The organism is Georgenia sunbinii (genome assembly GCF_036421875.1).
GTDB lineage: Bacteria > Actinomycetota > Actinomycetes > Actinomycetales > Actinomycetaceae > Georgenia_B > Georgenia_B sunbinii.
Map to the genome: position 1 here is coordinate 606,111 of NZ_JAZGOL010000002.1, position 17,660 is coordinate 623,770.

General features: G+C 74.2%; 11 protein-coding genes and 1 tRNA gene. 6 read left to right on the top strand and 6 right to left on the bottom strand.

Going from position 1 to position 17,660, the window contains the following annotated elements; translation table 11 throughout:
* Positions 1–40 precede the first annotated feature (40 nt).
* The 5 genes from V2J52_RS07170 to V2J52_RS07190 form a co-directional block, all read right to left on the bottom strand.
* Positions 41–520, bottom strand: a complete 480-nt coding sequence (locus V2J52_RS07170; protein ID WP_331226983.1) for an IPT/TIG domain-containing protein — start codon at positions 518–520, stop codon at positions 41–43.
* Positions 521–1,140: 620 nt separating this feature from the next.
* Positions 1,141–2,685: a dicarboxylate/amino acid:cation symporter gene (locus tag V2J52_RS07175; RefSeq protein ID WP_331226984.1), complete on the bottom strand. Its 1,545-nt coding sequence runs from the start codon at positions 2,683–2,685 to the stop codon at positions 1,141–1,143.
* A gap of 319 nt (positions 2,686–3,004) precedes the next feature.
* Positions 3,005–4,837 (bottom strand): SelB domain-containing protein, encoded by a 1,833-nt coding sequence (locus V2J52_RS07180; RefSeq protein ID WP_331226985.1) that lies wholly within the window; start codon positions 4,835–4,837, stop codon positions 3,005–3,007.
* Positions 4,837–6,195, bottom strand: coding sequence for an L-seryl-tRNA(Sec) selenium transferase (gene selA / locus V2J52_RS07185; protein ID WP_331226986.1), 1,359 nt, complete (start codon positions 6,193–6,195; stop codon positions 4,837–4,839). The genes V2J52_RS07180 and selA overlap by 1 nt, the downstream gene beginning before the upstream one ends.
* Positions 6,196–6,223: 28 nt before the next feature.
* Positions 6,224–6,318 (bottom strand) — tRNA-Sec (locus V2J52_RS07190).
* A 104-nt stretch (positions 6,319–6,422) separates the two neighbouring features.
* On the opposite strand from V2J52_RS07190, the gene selD reads away from it, so the two are divergent.
* The 5 genes from selD to V2J52_RS07215 all read left to right on the top strand — a co-directional run bounded on the left by selD (position 6,423) and on the right by V2J52_RS07215 (position 14,941).
* Positions 6,423–7,421: a selenide, water dikinase SelD gene (selD, locus tag V2J52_RS07195; RefSeq protein ID WP_331226987.1), complete on the top strand. Its 999-nt coding sequence runs from the start codon at positions 6,423–6,425 to the stop codon at positions 7,419–7,421.
* Positions 7,422–7,466: 45 nt separating this feature from the next.
* The gene (gene fdh / locus V2J52_RS07200; RefSeq protein ID WP_331226988.1) at positions 7,467–10,760 is read left to right on the top strand and encodes a formate dehydrogenase; all 3,294 of its coding nucleotides are present in this window, start codon (positions 7,467–7,469) and stop codon (positions 10,758–10,760) included.
* Positions 10,750–11,844: a 4Fe-4S dicluster domain-containing protein gene (locus V2J52_RS07205; protein WP_331226989.1), complete on the top strand. Its 1,095-nt coding sequence runs from the start codon at positions 10,750–10,752 to the stop codon at positions 11,842–11,844. Before fdh ends, V2J52_RS07205 begins: the two co-directional genes overlap by 11 nt.
* Complete coding sequence (gene nrfD / locus V2J52_RS07210; protein WP_331226990.1) at positions 11,841–12,860, top strand: NrfD/PsrC family molybdoenzyme membrane anchor subunit; 1,020 nt, start codon at positions 11,841–11,843, stop codon at positions 12,858–12,860. Before V2J52_RS07205 ends, nrfD begins: the two co-directional genes overlap by 4 nt.
* A gap of 89 nt (positions 12,861–12,949) precedes the next feature.
* Positions 12,950–14,941: an ABC1 kinase family protein gene (locus V2J52_RS07215; protein ID WP_331226991.1), complete on the top strand. Its 1,992-nt coding sequence runs from the start codon at positions 12,950–12,952 to the stop codon at positions 14,939–14,941.
* 12 nt (positions 14,942–14,953) lie between these two features.
* Here the strand turns inward: V2J52_RS07215 and fdhD are convergent, their stop codons facing one another.
* Complete coding sequence (gene fdhD, locus V2J52_RS07220) at positions 14,954–15,796, bottom strand: formate dehydrogenase accessory sulfurtransferase FdhD (protein WP_331226992.1); 843 nt, start codon at positions 15,794–15,796, stop codon at positions 14,954–14,956.
* A gap of 157 nt (positions 15,797–15,953) precedes the next feature.
* Here fdhD and V2J52_RS07225 point away from each other — a divergent pair, with 157 nt between their 5' ends.
* The gene (locus tag V2J52_RS07225; protein WP_331226993.1) at positions 15,954–17,561 is read left to right on the top strand and encodes a S1C family serine protease; all 1,608 of its coding nucleotides are present in this window, start codon (positions 15,954–15,956) and stop codon (positions 17,559–17,561) included.
* The last annotated feature ends 99 nt before the right edge of the window (positions 17,562–17,660 follow it).

The window sequence follows — 17,660 nt, forward strand, 5'->3', positions numbered from 1 at the left end:
TCTCTCTGTAGTCGTCTGGCGGGTGCGGGAAGCGGGGCGGTCAGCTCAGGTCGGGAGCCGGCTCACCCCCGCGCCCGCTGCGGCGGGACCGGAGCAGGAGAAGGGCGGCGCCGCCCAGCGCGGCGAGCGCGACGACGATCCCGCCGACGACGGCCGCGGTGTTGACCGACGCCGGTGCCTCGGCGACGACGATGGGAGCGCTGGCGATCTCTTCGCCGTCATCGAGCACGACGACGGTGTGCTCGCCCGGCTCGAGCGAGTCGGGAAGGTCGGTGGTGAGCTCGAAGCTGCCGGCCGCGGTGGTGCTCACGCTGGCGAGCTGGACCGGTACCGAGTGGATCTCCACGGTCAGGTCGCTGGCGTCGCCGGGGAAGTTTGCCCCGGTCACCGTGATGCTGCCGCCCGGGTGGACGTCGCCGGTGACGGTGAGGTCGGCCACGTCGGTGGTCTCCTCGGCATCGGGGGCCTCGGGAGCCTCGGTCGGCTCGTCCGTGGTCTCCTCGTCGGTCGCGTCGTCCACGGTCTCCTCGTCGGTCGGCTCGTCGGCGCCCGTGGTGTCGGCGGTGGCCGGGTCGCTGGTGGACCCGCCGGTCGAGCCGCTGGTGCCGCTGCTGCCGGAGGTGCCGGCGCTGCTGCCGGAGCCGGACCCGCCGGTGCTGCTGCCCGAACCGGAGCCGGAACCGGAGCTGCTGGAACCGGAGCCGCTGGAACCCGAGCTGCTGCCGGACCCCGAGCCGGAGCCGCCGCTGCTGGAGCCGCCGCTGCTGCCCGAACCCGAGCTGCTGCCGGAGCCGCCCGAGCCGGAGCTCGGCGCCTTGGTCGCGCCCGAGCCCCCGGAGCCGCCCGAGCTGGAGCCGCTCGAGCCGCCCGAGCCCCCGGAGCCGCCCGAGCCGCCACCGGTCGACGGGCTGGGCGCCGGCGCCNGGCCTCGGCGCAGGCGGCGGGGTCGAAGTCGAGCGAGCAGATGTCGCAGAGGTCGCCGGTGTCGGCTGACGCGGCGGGGGCCAGCAGCCCCATCGTGGCCAGTGTCAGCACGATCGAGCCGAGGAGCGCGGTGAGGACGCGGCGGGCGCGTCGCGGAGTTGGCGTGTTCATCGCAGGTGGGTCGCTTTCGTCGTCGTCGATGGGTTGGCGATCAGGTCAGTCGACAGAGCACTGGCCGAGCGGGAGCGGGGAGCCGGGGCGCGGTTCGCCCTGGTCGGTGAGAGCGGGGAGCACGGCGGTCGTCGCGCCGGAGCCGAGCTGGCGGCGCAGGTCTGCGCGGCGCGGGGCGGGCACAGCACCGAGGGTCGTGGGAGCGCCGGTCGCCAGGTGCTCGCCGGCGTCGCGCGGCTGCTCGGCGGCGGGCACGACGTCGTCGGGGGACGAGATCCCGCGGAACACGTCGTCGTCCAGGTGGCCCTGGCGGCGGGCGACGATGGTGGCCGCCGTCGCGGCTGCGGACACGTTGGCCATGGTGCTCGCCGTCCCGGCGACGGCGCTGATCGGGACGAGGATGACGAGGATCTCTACCGGCAGGCCCACCGCGGTGAGTACCGCCGTCGCCGTGATGATCGCGGTGCCGGGCACCCCGGCGGTGCCGAGAGAGACGAGCAGGCACAGCACCACGAGGGCGATGTAGTCGCCGACCCCGTAGTCGATGCCGAGCAGGTTGATGCTGAAGACCGCGACGATGATCGGCCAGACCCCCGCGCAGCCCGGCATCCCGATCGTGGTGCCGACCGGTGCGGTGAAGTTCGCGACCTCGCCGGAGACCCCGACCTTGCGGGTGAGCGCGCTGATGGTCAGCGGCAGGGTGCCGACGCTCGACTGCGTGGTGAAGGCGGTGAACTGCGCGGGGGCGAGCTTCTGGAAGAACGGGATCGGGTTGACCCGGCCCCACACCCGCAGCAGCGCACCGTTGACGACGTAGGCGTTGACGAACGACAGCACCATGGTCAGCACGAGGAGCCCCGCGAGGGCGAGCACCGTCTCCAGCCGGCCGGCGGCCTTCGACACGGTGACCGTGACGAGCGCGAGGACGGCGTACGGGGTGGCGGAGATGACGAAGCCCACCGCCCGGAACAGGATGCGCCGGGTGGCGTCGACGAGGTCCTTGAACGGGCGTACCGAGTCGCCGTCCTTGCTCGCTACCAGCACGTAGGAGACGGCGATGAGCAGGGCGAACAGGATGATCGGGATGATGTTGTTCGACTCGACGTCACCGACGACGTTCGACGGGAAGAACCCGATGATCACCTGGTCCAGCGGCACGAGCAGGTCGGTGAGCAATGCGCCGTCCACGCTGTCCAGGTCGAGCTCGACGCCCTTGCCGATCCCGAGGGCGAGTGCGACCCCCAGGGTGAGGAGGATGGCGATGAAGTTCGTCAGCAGCAGCCAGAACACCGAGCTGGTGCCGATGGTGCGCAGCTTGGTGACGCTGCCGAGCGAGGTCACGCTGGAGAGGATCGAGACGATGATCAGCGGTGCCACCAGGGCGGTGATGACCTGGACGTACACGGTGCCGATCGGCTCCACGTAGTCGACGGCGCCGCGCATGAGCAGACCGACGCCGGCGCCGGCGACCAGCGCGACGAAGGTCCGGGTCGCGAAGCCGATCCCGGCCCGCCGCAGCACGTGCAGGGCGACGAAGAGGACGAGCGTCACGCCGAGCGTGAGTGCGTCTGGCCAGCTGATGTTCGCCATCGAGGGGCTCCTAGGCAGGGGCAGTGAGGGCAGAGCGGTCGGATCCGGGGAACGCGCGAGAGCGCGGGGGATCAACGACAGCAGTGCATGCGACAGCGCAGCATCGCCGAGGGCAGCACGACGTCGGCCGGCGCGACGGCCGACCGCATCTGCTCGATCCCTGATGGCGACATGGGGAGAGGTCTACCGCTGCCGGCGGGGTCGGTGCGGGACGCCTCAGCAGATTCTCAGATCGTGAGACGAGCGGTGGTGCGGTGCTCGCAGGCTGGGCGGACGGGGGCCGCCACGAGCCCGGGACCGCTCAGCGGCCGGTGACCGCTCAGCGGCCGGTGACCTCGCGACGGTCGTCCGGCAGCCGGCGGGTGCGGCCGGTGCGGTCGAGGTGGGCGAGCAGCGGGAGCACCACCCGCCGGCTGGAGCCGAGCCGCTGCCGGGCCTCGCTGACGTTGAACGGCTGCGGCAGCTCGGCGAGCAGACCGGCAGCAGCGTCGTCGGCGCCGGCGAGCAGGACGACGCCGGCGGCAGGGCGCAGCACCAGCCCGGCGCGTACTGCCGCGGTCTGGACCTCGCCGTCCAGCCCCAGCTCGGCCAGCCGGGGCGTCGCGGGCGCCGCGAACGGCCGACCGTCGAGATCGTCGCGCAGCGCCGCCACGGCGGCGCTCACCGGTGCGGGGACAGCCGCGACGTGCCTCGGCGACACCCGGCCGGCGTCGAGCTGCAGCGACGGCGGAGCCACCGCGGCCACCAGGGCGGGGCTCGGCAGTCCGACCCGCGTCGCGAGCGCGTCCAGCGTGAGGGGCGGCTCGAGCGGTGCGGCCCGCGCCTGCTCCTCGACCGCGGCCGTGATCTCGCGCGCGGCCGTCGCGGCCCGGTGGGGACTCAGCAGCCAGCCGTCGGCGGTGACGATGCCGGCCGGGGGCGCGGCGGGGACCTCGACGCCGAGGCGGGCGAGGAGGTCGCTCGAGGCCGTGCCGCGCCGCGCCATCTCGGGGACGAGGCGGGCGGCGCCGTCGTGGTCGGCGAGTACCGCCGCGCGGGTCTGTGCCGCCCCTCGCCGGCGCAGCGGCGGTGGCGCCGGGTCGAGCACGGTGGCTGCCCACAACCGGCGGGTGCCGGGGTCGCGCAGCAGCGCACGGTCCCCGATCCGCAGCGGCACCGGGCGGTCGAGGGTGAGCCGTGCCAGTCCGGGTGCCAGCGGCCGGTAGTGGGTCGGCAGGGTCGCCGAGCCGACGTGGAGCATCGGTCGCTGCGGCGGCTGGGGGCCCGGCGGCTGGGTGCCCGTCGGCATGGCCGCGCCGGGCACGGGTGACGTGCCGGGTGGCAGTGCGGCCGTGCCGAGCGGCACTTCCGACACCCGCACGTCGAGGACCTCGGTGTGGTGCCAGGCCCCGGGAGCCACCAGCGCGTCACCACGCTCGACCGGCGGCTCGCCCACGATGTTGAGCGCCACCCGCGCCGTCCCGTCGGTGGCGGCGACCGGTTCGCCCAGCGACTGCACCCCGCGGACCCGGTAGGTACCGGCGGCGGTGGCCAGCCGGTCACCGACCGCGACCCGACCGGCGGGCAGCGTGCCGGTGACGACGCTGCCGGCACCGGTCATCGTGAAGCTGCGGTCCACCCACAGCCGCACCGCGGCGCCGGGGTCCGGTACTGGCAGCTGCCCGAGCATCTCGGTCAGCGCCTCGCGCAGCTCGGTCAGCCCCTCACCGGTGCGCGCGCTGACGGCGACCGCGCGGACGCCGTGCAGCGAGGTCCGGCCGAGCTCGGCCAGCGCGCGCTCGCGGGCCGGCGCGGGGTCGGCGAGGTCGGCGCGGGTCACCGCCAGCACCGCGTGCGCGACGCCGAGGCCGTCGAGCGCGGCGAGGTGCTCGGCGGCCTGCGGCATCCAGGGGTCGTCCGCGGCGACGACGAACAGCACGGCCGGCACCGGGCCGAGGCCGGCGAGCGTCGTCGTGATGAACCGCTCGTGGCCCGGTACGTCGACGAAGGCGACGTGCCCGACGTCGGGCCAGGACGTCCACACGTAGCCGAGCTCGATCGACAGCCCGCGGCGCTGCTCCTCGGCGAGCCGGTCCGGGCGGCCGCCGGTGAGCGCCGCCACCAGAGCGGACTTCCCGTGGTCCACGTGCCCGGCGGTGGCCACGACGTGCATCAGCCGGCTCCGCCTTCCCGCCCGGGCTCGCCGTCCCGCCCGGGCTCATCGGCTTCCCCCGGCTCGGCGGCGAGCGACGCCTGACGGACCGCGGCGACGAGGACGTCGTCCTGGTCCGGCGCGACCGCCAGCAGGTCGAGCAGCAGCCGGCCACGGTGGGCGCGCCCGACCATCGGCGTCCGCCCGGCCCGCAGCGGCCCGGCCAGCGCCGCCGGCACCGCCACCGCGGCGCTGCTCAGCTCGACCCCCGGTGCGCCGCCGCCGCCGACCGCGGCCGTCGTCGCTACCGCCTCGGCGGCGGTCCCCGGAGGCAGCTCCGCGGCGATCCGGACCGCACGCCGCATGAGCTCGGCGGGGTCGGTGGCCAGCGCGGCCGGCACCGGGGCGAGCGGCCCGGTGAGGGTCGCCTCGAGGGCGGCGAGGGTGAGCTTGTCGATGCGCAGCGCGCGGGCGAACGGGTGGCGCCGCAGCGACTCGACCAGTGCGCCGTCGCCGAGCAGCAGGCCGCACTGCGGCCCGCCGAGCAGCTTGTCGCCCGAGGCGGTGACGAGCGCGGCGCCGTCGCGCAGCGCCCGGGAGGCCGACGGCTCGTCGGGCAGCCGGCGGTGCGGCGCGAGCAGCCCGGAGCCGATGTCGACCACGACCGGCACCGGCAGCCCGGCGAGCTCGGCCACCGGCACGCTCGACGTGAACCCGGTGACCTGGAAGTTCGACGGGTGGACCTTGAGCACGAGGGCGACGTCGTCGTCGATCGCGGCCTCGTAGTCGGCCAGCCGCACCCGGTTGGTCGTGCCGACCTCGCGCAGCCGCGCGCCGACCGACTCGAGCAGCTCGGGGATGCGGAAGCCGTCGCCGATCTCGACGAGCTCACCGCGGGCGACGACGATGGTCCGGCCGGCCGCCATCGCGAGCGCGACCAGCGCCAGCGCCGCCGCGCCGTTGTTGACGACGTGGACACCGCCGGCGTCCGGCACGGCACGCGCCAGCGACTGCAGCGCACCGCGGCCGCGCGGCCCCCGCCGCCCGGTGGCGAGGTCGAGCTCGACGTCGGTGGTGCCCGCCGCCACCGTCAGCGCCTCCGTCGCGGCGGCCGACAGCGGCGCCCGCCCGAGGTTGGTGTGCACGAGCACCCCGCTCGCGTTGATCACCGGACGCATCGACGTGGCGGCCGCGGGCAGCGCCGCGGCGGCCACCGCGGCGACGTCCGCCGGCGCGACGAGCCCCTGCCGGCACCGCTCGATGGTGGCCCGGGCGACGTCGCGCACGAGGTCGGGGCCGAGCCGCTCGGTGCCGGCCCGCAGCGCCGGGTCCGCGAGGACCTCGTCGGTGCGCGGTGTCGCCCGCCGCGGATCGGTCACGGCGGGCTCCTTCGCTCGGCGGCTGAGTTGGCGGAGGCGGACGGGAATCGAACCCGCCTGGCCGAGATGCTCGACCCCAACGGTGTTGAAGACCGCGCCCGTCACCAGACGAGGTACGCCTCCGCCGGTCAGCCTAGCCACGGGCCGCCGGTCGCGCAGGGACCCGGCTGCCCGTGCCGGCACGGCGGCTGTCGACGGCGACGACACGGCGACCTAAGGTAGGCGAGGTGACCGCCGCCACATATCCCGAGCTCCGGCTGACCCAGCACGCGTCCGGCGGCGGGTGCGCGTGCAAGGTGCCACCGGGTGAGCTGGAGCGGGTGCTCGGCGGGCTGCCGCTGTCGGTGGGGGAGAACATCCTCGTCGGCCTGGAGAACGGCGACGACGCGGCCGCGGTCCGGATCGACGGCAACCGCGCGATCATCGTCACCGCCGACTTCTTCACCCCCGTCGTCGACGACCCGTACGACTTCGGCCGGATCGCGGCGACCAACGCGCTGTCGGACGTCTACGCGATGGGCGGCACCCCGCTCGTCGCCGTCAACCTGCTCTCCTGGCCGCGCGACCGCATCCCGTTCGACGTCGCCGCCGAGGTGCTGCGCGGCGGCGCTGACGTGGTCCACACGGCCGGCGCGGTGCTCGGCGGCGGGCACAGCGTCGACGACCCGGAGCCCAAGTACGGCCAGGCGGTCACCGGGATCGCCGACGCCGACCGGCTGCTGCGCAACGATGCCGGCCGGGCCGGCCTCCCGCTCACCCTCACCAAGCCGCTCGGCCTCGGCGTCCTTAACAACCGGCACAAGGCCACCGGGGAACGTTTCGAGCACGCCGTCGCCACGATGACCACCCTCAACCGGGACGCGTCGCGGGCGGCGCTGGACGCCGGGCTCACCTGCGCCACCGACGTCACCGGCTTCGGGCTGCTCGGCCACCTGTACAAGCTCGCCCGCGCCAGCGGCGTCAGCGCCGTCATCGACGCGGCGACGGTGCCCTACCTCGACGGCGCGCGCAGCTCGCTGGCCGAGGGGTTCGTCCCCGGGGGCAGCCGCCGGAACCTCGACTGGGTCCGCCCGCACCTGGACTCCGAGGTCGACGACGGCGAGCTCGTGCTGCTCGCCGACGCGCAGACCTCGGGCGGGCTGCTCGTCGTCGGCGAGATCCCCGGCCACCCGGTCATCGGGGAGCTGGTGCCCGCCGAGGACTGGACCATCCGCGTGCGGCGGTGACCGCGCGCTCGGTACCGTAGGTCCCGCCGCCCGAAGGAGGTCGACATGGTCCGCAAGACGTTCCTCAGCTGGCCCGTCGTGCGCCAGCTGCGCGGCGACGACCCCCTCGGCCGCGGCTCGGCCGCCCGTTCCCGGCACACCGAGGAGCTCACCCCGCGGACCGCCACCGCCGACCGCGTCGCGAAGAGCGTATGCCCCTACTGCGCCGTCGGCTGCGGTCAGCGGGTCTACGTCAAGGACGAGCAGGTCATCCAGATCGAGGGCGACCCGGACAGCCCGATCTCCCGCGGCCGGCTGTGCCCCAAGGGGGCGGCGAGCAAGAGCCTGGTCACCGGTCCGGAACGGCTCGCGAAGGTCCGTTACCGACGCCCGTACGGCAGCGAGTGGGAGGAGCTCGACCTCGGCACCGCGATGGAGATGATCGCCGACCGGGTGCTCGCCGCCCGCGACGCCACCTGGCAGGACACCGACGCCGAGGGCCGCCACGTGCGTCGCACCCTCGGCATCGCCGGGCTCGGCGGCGCCACCCTCGACAACGAGGAGAACTACCTCATCAAGAAGCTGTTCACCGCCATGGGCGCGGTGCAGATCGAGAACCAGGCCCGTATTTGACACTCCGCGACGGTCCCCGGTCTGGGGACCAGCTTCGGCCGGGGCGGTGCCACCGGCTTCCAGCAGGACCTGGCCAACGCCGACTGCATCGTCATCCAGGGCTCGAACATGGCCGAGGCGCACCCGGTCGGCTTCCAGTGGGTGATGGCGGCCAAGGCCCGGGGGGCCAAGGTCATCCACGTCGACCCGCGGTTCACCCGCACGAGCGCGCTCGCGGACACCTTCGTGCCGATCCGGGTGGGCACCGACATCGTCTTCCTCGGCGCGATCATCAACCACGTGCTGACCAACGAGCTCGACTTCCGGGAGTACGTGCTGGCCTACACCAACGCCTCGACGATCCTCTCCGAGGAGTACGTCGACACCGACGACCTCGACGGCCTGTTCTCCGGCTTCGACCAAGACACCCGGACCTACGACACCGGGTCGTGGCAGTACACCGGCCGCGAGGGCAGCGGCGAGGACGAGCACGAGGAGTCCGAGGAACGGGCGACGGCGTCCGGCATGCAGCACGAGGCGCACGGCATGCCGGTGATGGCCGACCCGCAGCGCGACGAGACGCTCCAGCACCCCCGCACCGTGTACCAGGTCCTCAAGCGGCACTTCGCGCGGTACACCCCGCAGCTGGTCGCCGAGACCTGCGGCATCTCCGAGGAGCAGTTCCTCGAGGTGGCCCAGGCGTGGGCGGCCGCCTCCGGCCGGGAGCGGACGACGGCGCTGGTCTACAGCGTCGGCTGGACGCAGCACAGCGTCGGCGCGCAGTACATCCGCACCGGCGCCATCCTCCAGCTGCTGCTGGGCAACATGGGCCGGCCGGGCGGCGGCATCATGGCGCTGCGCGGCCACGCGAGCATCCAGGGCTCCACCGACATCCCCACGCTGTTCAACCTGCTGCCGGGCTACCTCGAGATGCCCGACGCCACCCAGCACCCGGACCGGCAGAGCTGGGTGGCGTCGATGAGCATGCCCGGCGCCAAGGGCTTCTGGGGCAACGCCGAGGCCTACGCCACGAGCCTGCTCAAGGCCTACTGGGGCGAGGCCGCCACCCCCGAGAACGACTACTGCTACGACTACGTCCCCAAGATCACCGGCGACCACGGCACCTACCGCACCGTGCTCGACATGATCGAGGGCACGGTCAAGGGCTACTTCCTGCTCGGCCAGAACCCCGCCGTCGGCTCGGCGCACGGCCGCGCGCAGCGGCTGGGGATGGCCAACCTCGACTGGCTGGTCGTGCGCGACCTGTACGAGATCGAGAGCGCGAGCTTCTGGAAGGACGCCTCGGAGATCGAGACCGGGGAGATCGTCACCGAGGAGTGCGCCACCGAGGTTTTCCTGCTGCCCGCCGCCTCGCACGTGGAGAAGGAGGGCACCTTCACCCAGACCCAGCGGATGCTGCAGTGGCGGGAGAAGGCGGTCGACCCCACCGGGGACCGCCGCTCGGAGCTGTGGTTCTTCTACCACTTGGGCCGGATGCTGCGCGAGCGGCTGGCGGGCTCCGACCGCGAGCGGGACCGGCCGCTGCTCGACCTCGCCTGGGACTACCCGCTCCACGGCGAGCACGACGAGCCCAGCGCGGAGGCCGTCCTCAAGGAGATCAACGGCTACGACCTCGAGACCGGCCGGCTGCTGTCCTCCTTCGCCGAGATGAGGGCCGACGGCACCACCGCTGGTGGCTGCTGGATCTACACCGGCGTGTTCGCCGACGGCGTCAACCAGGCCGCCCGCCGCAAACCCGGCAGCGAGCAGAGCTGGGTGGCGCCGGAGTGGGGCTGGGTGTGGCCGGCCAACCGCCGGATCCTCTACAACCGGGCCTCGGCCGACCCCGACGGCAAGCCGTGGAGCGAGCGCAAGGCCTACGTGTGGTGGGACGAGGACGCCGAGGAGTGGACCGGGCACGACGTCCCGGACTTCCCGAAGAACCTCCCGCCGTCGTTCCGGCACGAGGCGGGCACCGAGGGGGCCGACGCGCTTGACGGCACCGACGCGTTCATCATGCAGGGCGACGGCCGCGGCGCGCTGTTCGTGCCGCAGGGGCTCATCGACGGGCCGCTGCCCACCCACTACGAACCGGTGGAGTCCCCGTTCCGCAACGCGCTCTACGGGCAGCAGGCCAACCCCACCCGGATCGAGTACCGCGACCCGATCAACCCGATGAACCCGAGCCCGCCCGACGACGACGCCTCCTTCCCCTTCGTGTTCACCACCAGCCGGCTCACCGAGCACCACACCGCCGGGGCGATGAGCCGCACGCTGGCCTACCTCGCCGAGCTGCAGCCGGAGATGTTCATCGAGGTCTCCCCGGCGCTGGCGCGCGAACGGGGCCTGGAGCACCTCGGCTGGTGCCACGTCATCACCGCGCGCGCCGCCGTCGAGGGCCGGGTGGTGGTCACCGACCGGCTGCGGCCGCTGCGGGTCGCCGGCCGGGTCGTCCACCAGGTGTGGCTGCCCTACCACTGGGGCAGCAGGGGCCTGACCACGGGCGACTCCGCCAACGACCTGTTCGGCATCACGCTCGACCCCAACGTCCTCATCCAGGAGACCAAGGCCGGCACCTGCGACGTGCAGCCCGGCCGCCGGCCGCGGGGCCCGGCGCTGCTCGACTACGTCGCGAGGTACCGCCGACGGTCCGGGGCCGACGTCCCCGCCGCGATCGTCACCGCTGCCCCGGAGGCGATCCGCCGGGCCGCCCCACCCCCGAGCGAAGGAGACGACGATGGCCGGTAGGGACAGTCTCTTCGGCCCGATCGACCCCGCCGTCGACGCCGGCTACACCGACCCGCCGCCGCGCAAGGGGTTCTTCACCGACACCAGCGTGTGCATCGGCTGCAAGGCCTGCGAGGTGGCCTGCAAGGAGTGGAACCTCATCCCCGGTGGCGAGGACCTTGACCTGCTCGGGATGTCCTTCGACAACACCGGCGAGCTCGGCGCGAGCACCTGGCGCCACGTCGCGTTCATCGAGCAGCGGCAGCGGCCCGCTGTCGACCTCGGGATGCCGGGCGGCGGGCGGCTGCCGACCTTGCCGGCCACCGGTCCCGCATCGTCGGCACCGGGCGACGCCGGTGGCTGCGGTGGAAGCTGCGGCTGCGGCCCGACGGCAGCGCCGGAGGCGGGGACCGGCGACGTCGACGTCCTCGCCGCCCTCGGCGAGGGCGGCAGCGCCGAGGCCACCTCGGCCACCGGCTGCGCGAGCGGCCCGGCGATGGCCGACGAGGACGGTGCGCTGCCCGACTTCCGCTGGCTGATGTCCTCCGACGTGTGCAAGCACTGCACCCACGCAGCCTGCCTGGATGTGTGCCCCACCGGCTCGTTGTTCCGGACCGAGTTCGGGACCGTCGTCGTCCAGCCGGACATCTGCAACGGCTGCGGCTACTGCGTCCCGGCCTGCCCCTACGGGGTGATCGAGCGCCGCCGCGGTCCCGAGGGGGCGCTCAACGTCGGTATCGCCCAGAAGTGCACGCTCTGCTACGACCGGATCGGCGACGGGCTGCAGCCGGCATGCGCGCAGGCGTGCCCCACCCAGTCGATCCAGTACGGCGACGTCGACGAGCTGCGCGAGCGTGCCGAGCAGCGCCGAGCGACCCTGGTCGAGCAGGGTGTCGCCGAGGCCCGCCTCTACGGTCACGACCCGCACGACGGCGTGGGCGGGGCGGGTGCCTTCTTCCTCCTCCTCGACGAGCCGGAGGTCTACGGACTGCCGCCGGACCCCGTCGTCACCACCCGTGACCTGCCGCGAATGTTCGCCCGGGCGGCGGTCGCCGCCGGCGCCCTGCTCGCCGGTACCGCCGTCGCCTTCCTGGGGAAGCGATGAGCCGGCCGGACCAGCCTGCCGCCCCCCGTCGTCGGCCCCGGACCCGCCGTGACCGCACCGATCCGCAGCCGGTGCCCGACGCCGAGTTCACCTCCTACTACGGCCGCCCGGTGGTCAAGGAGTCGCCGTGGGAGATCGACATCCCGATCTACATCTTCGCCGGTGGGGTCGCCGCGGGGTCCTCTCTGCTGGCCGCCGGCGGCCAGCTCAGCGGGCGCCCCGCGCTGCGCCGTGCGGGCCGGCTCACCGCCGCCGCCGGACTGAGCGTGAGCCTCGTCGCGCTCATCCACGACCTCGGCCGGCCTGCCCGCTTCCTCAACATGATGCGAGTCGTGCGGCTCACCTCGCCGATGTCGGTCGGGACCTGGTTGCTCAGCCTCTACGGCGCTCCTGCCGGGGTGGCCGCGCTCGACGAGATCGTCCGTCTCACCCCGCTGCCTGCCACGGCCGGTCCGGTGCGGCTGATGCGTGCCGTCGGTCGACCGGCCGGGGTCCTCGCGGCGCTCACCGCGCCGCCGGTGGCCGCCTACACCGCCGTGCTGCTCGCCGACACCGCCACCCCCTCGTGGCACGAGGCCTACCGCGAGCTGCCGTTCGTCTTCACCGCCTCCGCAGCCGCTGCCTCGGGCGGCCTGGCGATGGTCGTCGTGCCCATCGCCCAGGCCGGCCCGGCCAGGCGGCTGGCGATCGGGGGCGCGGTCGTCGAGCTCCTCGCCGAGCAGCTGATGGAACGGTCGATGGGGATCACCGCGGAGCCGCTGCACGAGGGCACCGGTGGCCGCTACATGCGCGCCGCCAAGGTACTCACCGCCGTCGGCGCGGCGGGCGCCGTCGTCAGCGGCCGCCGACGATGGGCCGCGGTGCTCAGCGGGGCGGCGCTGCTCGCCGGGTCGTTCTGCACCCGGATGGCGGTCTTCGAGGCCGGCCAGGCCTCTGCCCGCGACCCGAAGTACACCGTCGTCCCGCAGCGCGAGCGGCTCGCGCGGGGCGAGCCGGTGCGCTACCGGCAGGCATGAGGAGCCGGAACCAGGAGCCGTCCCTCACCGCCCCTAGGATCGACCCAGTCCTGACGCCGACGAGAGGCTGACGCCCCGTGGACATCGTGATGAGCGCGGTCACCATCGTGCTGCTCGGCTTCATCACTCGCCGGCTCCTCGGCGTGCCGGTGGGCTGGCCCCGCACGATCCTCGTCAGTCTCTCGGTCATCGGCATCACTACTGCCGTGGCCGGCCGCCTGGGCCGCGACCTCGGCTGGCTCGACGCCCAGGGCGGGCTGGCAGCCGACGCCGACCTGCTGACGGTGGCACTGGTCAACACCCTCCTCATGGCCTGGTCGGTCGCCGTCGGGATCGGGATCCTCGTCATCCTCGAGGCGATGGTGCCCACGGGCAGCCTGCCCCGGCCGGTCGCCGTCCTGCGGGACCTCCCGGCGCGCTACCGACGCTCGCGCCGCTACGCCACGATCGTCGGGATCGCAGTGCGGCACGGCCTGGGCGGGTTCCTGCGCGCGCGCGGCCGCTCCGGCCTCGGTGACGACGCTCCACGGGTCGCGCGCTCGCTGCGCCTGGCGCTGAGTGACGGCGGGGTCACCTTCGTCAAACTCGGTCAGATGCTCTCCACCCGGCCCGACGTCGTCGGCCCGGCCTTCGCGGCCGAGCTCGGCAAGCTCACCTCGCAGGTCGCCCCGCAGGCGTGGGCGGCCGTCGAGCAGACGCTGCGCGCCGAGCTCGGTGTCGACCCGGCCGAGGCCTTCGCCGAGATCGACGCCGTGCCGCTGGCCGCCGCATCGATCGGCCAGGTGCACACGGCACGGCTGCCGGACGGTTCGGCGGTGGTGGTCAAGGTGCAGCGGGCCGACGCCCGGGCGCAGGTCGCCGCGGACCTCGACATCATGCGGCGCCTCGCGCGGCAGCTGGAGCGCAGCACCGGCTGGGGAAGGGCCTTGCGGGTGAGCGCGCTCGCCGACGGCTTCGCCGCCAGTCTCGACGCCGAGCTCGACTTCCGGACCGAGGCGGACAACGCCGACGCGGTGCGCCGCACCACGCCGTCGCCGTTCGGGGCCGCGGTGCGGGTGCCCCAGGTGTACCGGGAGCTGTCCGGGCCGCGGGTGCTGGTGATGGAGCGGGCCCGCGGCCGCGAGCTCGGCCGTGCCGGCACCGTGCTGGCCGGGTTGCCGGCTGAGCGGCGTCGCCAGCTCGCCCGGGACCTGCTCGCCACGGTGCTCCACCAGATCCTCGACAGCGGCGTCTTCCACGCCGACCTGCACGCGGGCAACGTCCTGCTCGACGACGACGGCGGCCTCACGCTGCTCGACTTCGGCTCGGTGGGCCGGCTCGACAAGGGTGCGCGCACCGCACTGGGACGGCTGGTCCTCGCCGTCGACCGGGAGGACCCCGTGGCGGCGACGGACGCACTCATCGACGCCCTCGATCGGCCCCGTCACCTCGACGACCGGCAGCTCGAGCGGGAGCTCGGCTCGCTCATCGTCCGCTACGGGCACGGACCCAGCGGCTCGGCCGCCCTGTTCACCGACCTCATGGCCGTCGTCGTCCGCCACGGGTTCTCGGTGCCCGCGCAGATCGCTGCCGCCTTCCGTGCCCTCGCCGCGCTCGAGGGCACGCTGCGGGTGCTCGACCCGGACCTCGACCTCCTCGAGGTCTCCCGGGAGGTGGGCGAGGAGGTCTTCGGCGACCGTCTGGCACCCGGCGCGGTGCGGGCCGGCCTGGAGGAGCAGCTGCTGCGCGTGCTGCCGGTCCTCGAGCGGCTGCCGCGCCGGATCGACGCGATCGCCGACGCCGCGCAGCACGGCGAGCTGAGTGTTCGCGTCCGGGTGCTCGCCGATCCCGAGGACCGGTCGTTCCTCACCGGCATCGTCAGCCAGCTCGTCATGACACTGCTCGCCGGCGCAGCGGCGGTCTGCGCCATCCTCCTCGTGCTCGCCGACGGCGGACCGGAGCTGACCGACGGCGTCCGGCTGCTGCCGCTGCTGGGCGTCACGCTGTTCCTCTTCGCCTTCGTCCTCGCTGCCCGTGCCCTCGTCCTCGCGTTCCGCCACACCGGGGAACGGCAGTGGGGCGCTCGCGGACGCTCTGCCTAGGTGACATCACACCTAGGCGGGCGGGATCTCGATCCGGTCGGGGTGGCTGTAGACGTTCGCGCCGTCGCCGCGGCTGAAGCCGACCAGCGTGATGCCGGCCTCCTCGGCAAGGTCGACGGCGAGCGCCGACGGCGCGCTCACCGCGGTCAGCACCGAGATGCCCGCCATCCGGGCCTTCTGCACCAGCTCGAAGGACGCCCGGCCGGAGACCTGCAGGACACCGCGCCGCTGCGGCAGGGCGCGCTCCCGCAGCGCCCAGCCGACCACCTTGTCCACCGCGTTGTGCCGGCCGACGTCCTCCCGCAGGCATCGAAGGTCCGCACGGCCGGCGTCGTCGAGCTCGAACAGCGCGGCGGCGTGCACCCCGCCGGTGGCGTCGAACAGCGACTGGTCGGCGCGTAGCCGGTCGGTCATCGCGAGCAGCTCGGCGAGCGGCACCCGCAGCCCGTCCTCGACCGGCACCCGCGAGGTGCGGGTGACCGCCTCGATCGACGCGGTGCCGCAGATCCCGCAGGAGCTGGAGGTGTAGACGTGGCGCCGGTGCTCCTCGTGCGGGGCGGCGACGCCGGGAGACAGCCGGACGTCGACGACGTTGTAGCTGCGGCTGCCGTCGGGGTTGACGCCGGGGCCGTACCCGACCGAGGCCACCTGGTCCGGCCGCCACACCACCCCCTCGGAGACCAGGAAGCCCATCGCGAGGTCGAAGTCGTCGCCGGGGGTGCGCATCGTGACGGTCCACGGCACGCCCTCGACCCGTAGCTCCATCGGCTCCTCGCCGGCGAGCACGTCGGCGCGCCGGTCGCGTGAGCCGTCGGCGCGCAGCCGGGTCACCGGGCGGCGGAGGGAACGTCGCACAGGCACTCCTCGCGTGTGGTCGGGGGGATGACGTCCCGCGATCGTAGCGACGGTAGACCGGGCGGTGGCGCAGCACCCAGTGAACTCCCAGGTAGCCCCCAGCGTCGCGTCAGGTCGAGCGGGTGTTCTAGGAACCTCAGCTCTCGAGGAGGACATCATGGACGAGACCACCAGCCGGGGCCGCACCACGGACTCCGAACGGATCGCTCAGGAACAGGCCGAGGTCGCGGCCGTGCTCGGCCGTGCCCGGCAGGGCCGCGTCGACGCGGCCGCCGCCCTCGGCGACGCCGCCCCGGCCCCGACAGCAGACTTGTCGCCGACAGCAGACTTGTCCCCGACAGCAGACTTGTCCGCGAGAGCAGACTTGTCGCCGAGAGCAGACTTGTCGCCGACAGCGGGCTTGTCCGCGACGGCGCACGCGTCCCCGGTGGTCGCCGAGCCTCCCGCCAGCCACTGGCCCGCCCCCGTCGGCGCACCGGTCACGGCACCGGCGTACGGAGCCTCCTGGCCGGCGGCTCCCGGTGACCACGGCCCCCAGGAGTCGACCTTCGGGCAACCCGGCTGGCAGCCGCCCGCCGGGCCGCCCCCCGCCGGGCCGCCCCCCGCCGGGCCGCCCCCCGCCGGGCCGCCCCCCGCCCCGCCGGCGAACCCGGTGGGACCCGGCAAGCGACGCCGGCCGCTCGGCTGGGCGGCGATCTCCGGCACTGCCGCGGCCGCCGCACTGCTCGCCAGCGTCGGCACCGCGGCCGCCACCGGAGCGTTCGACGAGCCGGCGGTCCCGACCGCGGGCATCGAACAGACGCAGACCGCCCAGACCGTGCCGGTCAACGCCACCGCTCAGCAGCCGGACTGGCAGGCGGTGGCCGACGCCGTGCGTGAGTCCGTCGTCGCCATCGAGGTACGGACCGCCGGCGGACAGGGCGCGGGCTCGGGCGTCGTCCTCGACGCGGACGGGCACATCCTCACCAACAGTCACGTCGTCAACGGTGGGCAGGAGGTCGCGGTCAGCCTCAGCGACGGCCGTATGTACCAGGCCGAGATCGTTGGCCAGGACGAGACGACCGACCTTGCGGTCCTGGCCCTCGTCGACCCGCCCGACGACCTGGTCCCGGCGACTTTCGGCACCTCCAGCGACCTTGTGGTCGGTGAGCCGGTCGCTGCGGTCGGCAACCCGCTGGGCCTCGACTCGACGGTCACCACCGGGATCATCTCGGCCCTCGACCGCCCGGTTGCCACCCAGAGCGAGAGCGCCTCGGTCGTGACCAACGCGATCCAGGTCGACGCCGCGATCAACCCGGGCAACTCCGGCGGGCCGCTGTTCAACCCGCAGGGCGAGGTCATCGGGATCAACTCCTCGATCGCCACGCTCTCCGGCGGCTCCGCCTCGGGCAGCATCGGTCTCGGCTTCGCGATCCCGGTCGACCAGGCCTCCGACGTCGCGGCCCAGCTGGTGGCGGACGGTACCGCCGAGCACGCGTTCCTCGGCGTGGGGCTGGGGGACACCACGACCACCGCCGACGGCGTCACTCGTCGGGGAGCCGAGGTGCGCCAGGTGGAGCAGGGGTCCCCGGCAGCCGATGCGGGGCTGCGCACCGGTGACGTCATCACCGCGATCGACGGCCGCACCGCCGACGGCGCGGCCTCGCTCACCGGCTACGTCCGGCAGCACGGCACCGGCGACGACGTCGTCCTCACCGTCGTGCGTGACGGTGCCGCCACCGAGGTGACCGCGACGCTCGCCGCCCGCGAAGAGTCGCTGGGCTAAGGCGGCGGCACCGCCCCCGCCGCCCGCCCGCCGCCACCTGCCGGTTGGGTCGCTCATTAGGGGCTTAGATCGATCCCTGTGACGTGTCATAAGCACCCA

What these genes read in the sequence shown, in the direction of transcription:
- V2J52_RS07180 (WP_331226985.1), bottom strand. Translation starts at nt 4,837, where the DNA reads ATGCACGTCGTGGCCACCGCCGGGCACGTGGACCACGGGAAGTCCGCT.
- V2J52_RS07205 (WP_331226989.1), top strand. Translation starts at nt 10,750, where the DNA reads ATGGCCGGTAGGGACAGTCTCTTCGGCCCGATCGACCCCGCCGTCGAC.
- nrfD (WP_331226990.1), top strand. Translation starts at nt 11,841, where the DNA reads ATGAGCCGGCCGGACCAGCCTGCCGCCCCCCGTCGTCGGCCCCGGACC.
- V2J52_RS07215 (WP_331226991.1), top strand. Translation starts at nt 12,950, where the DNA reads ATGAGCGCGGTCACCATCGTGCTGCTCGGCTTCATCACTCGCCGGCTC.
- V2J52_RS07225 (WP_331226993.1), top strand. Translation starts at nt 15,954, where the DNA reads ATGGACGAGACCACCAGCCGGGGCCGCACCACGGACTCCGAACGGATC.
- V2J52_RS07175 (WP_331226984.1), bottom strand. Translation starts at nt 2,685, where the DNA reads ATGGCGAACATCAGCTGGCCAGACGCACTCACGCTCGGCGTGACGCTC.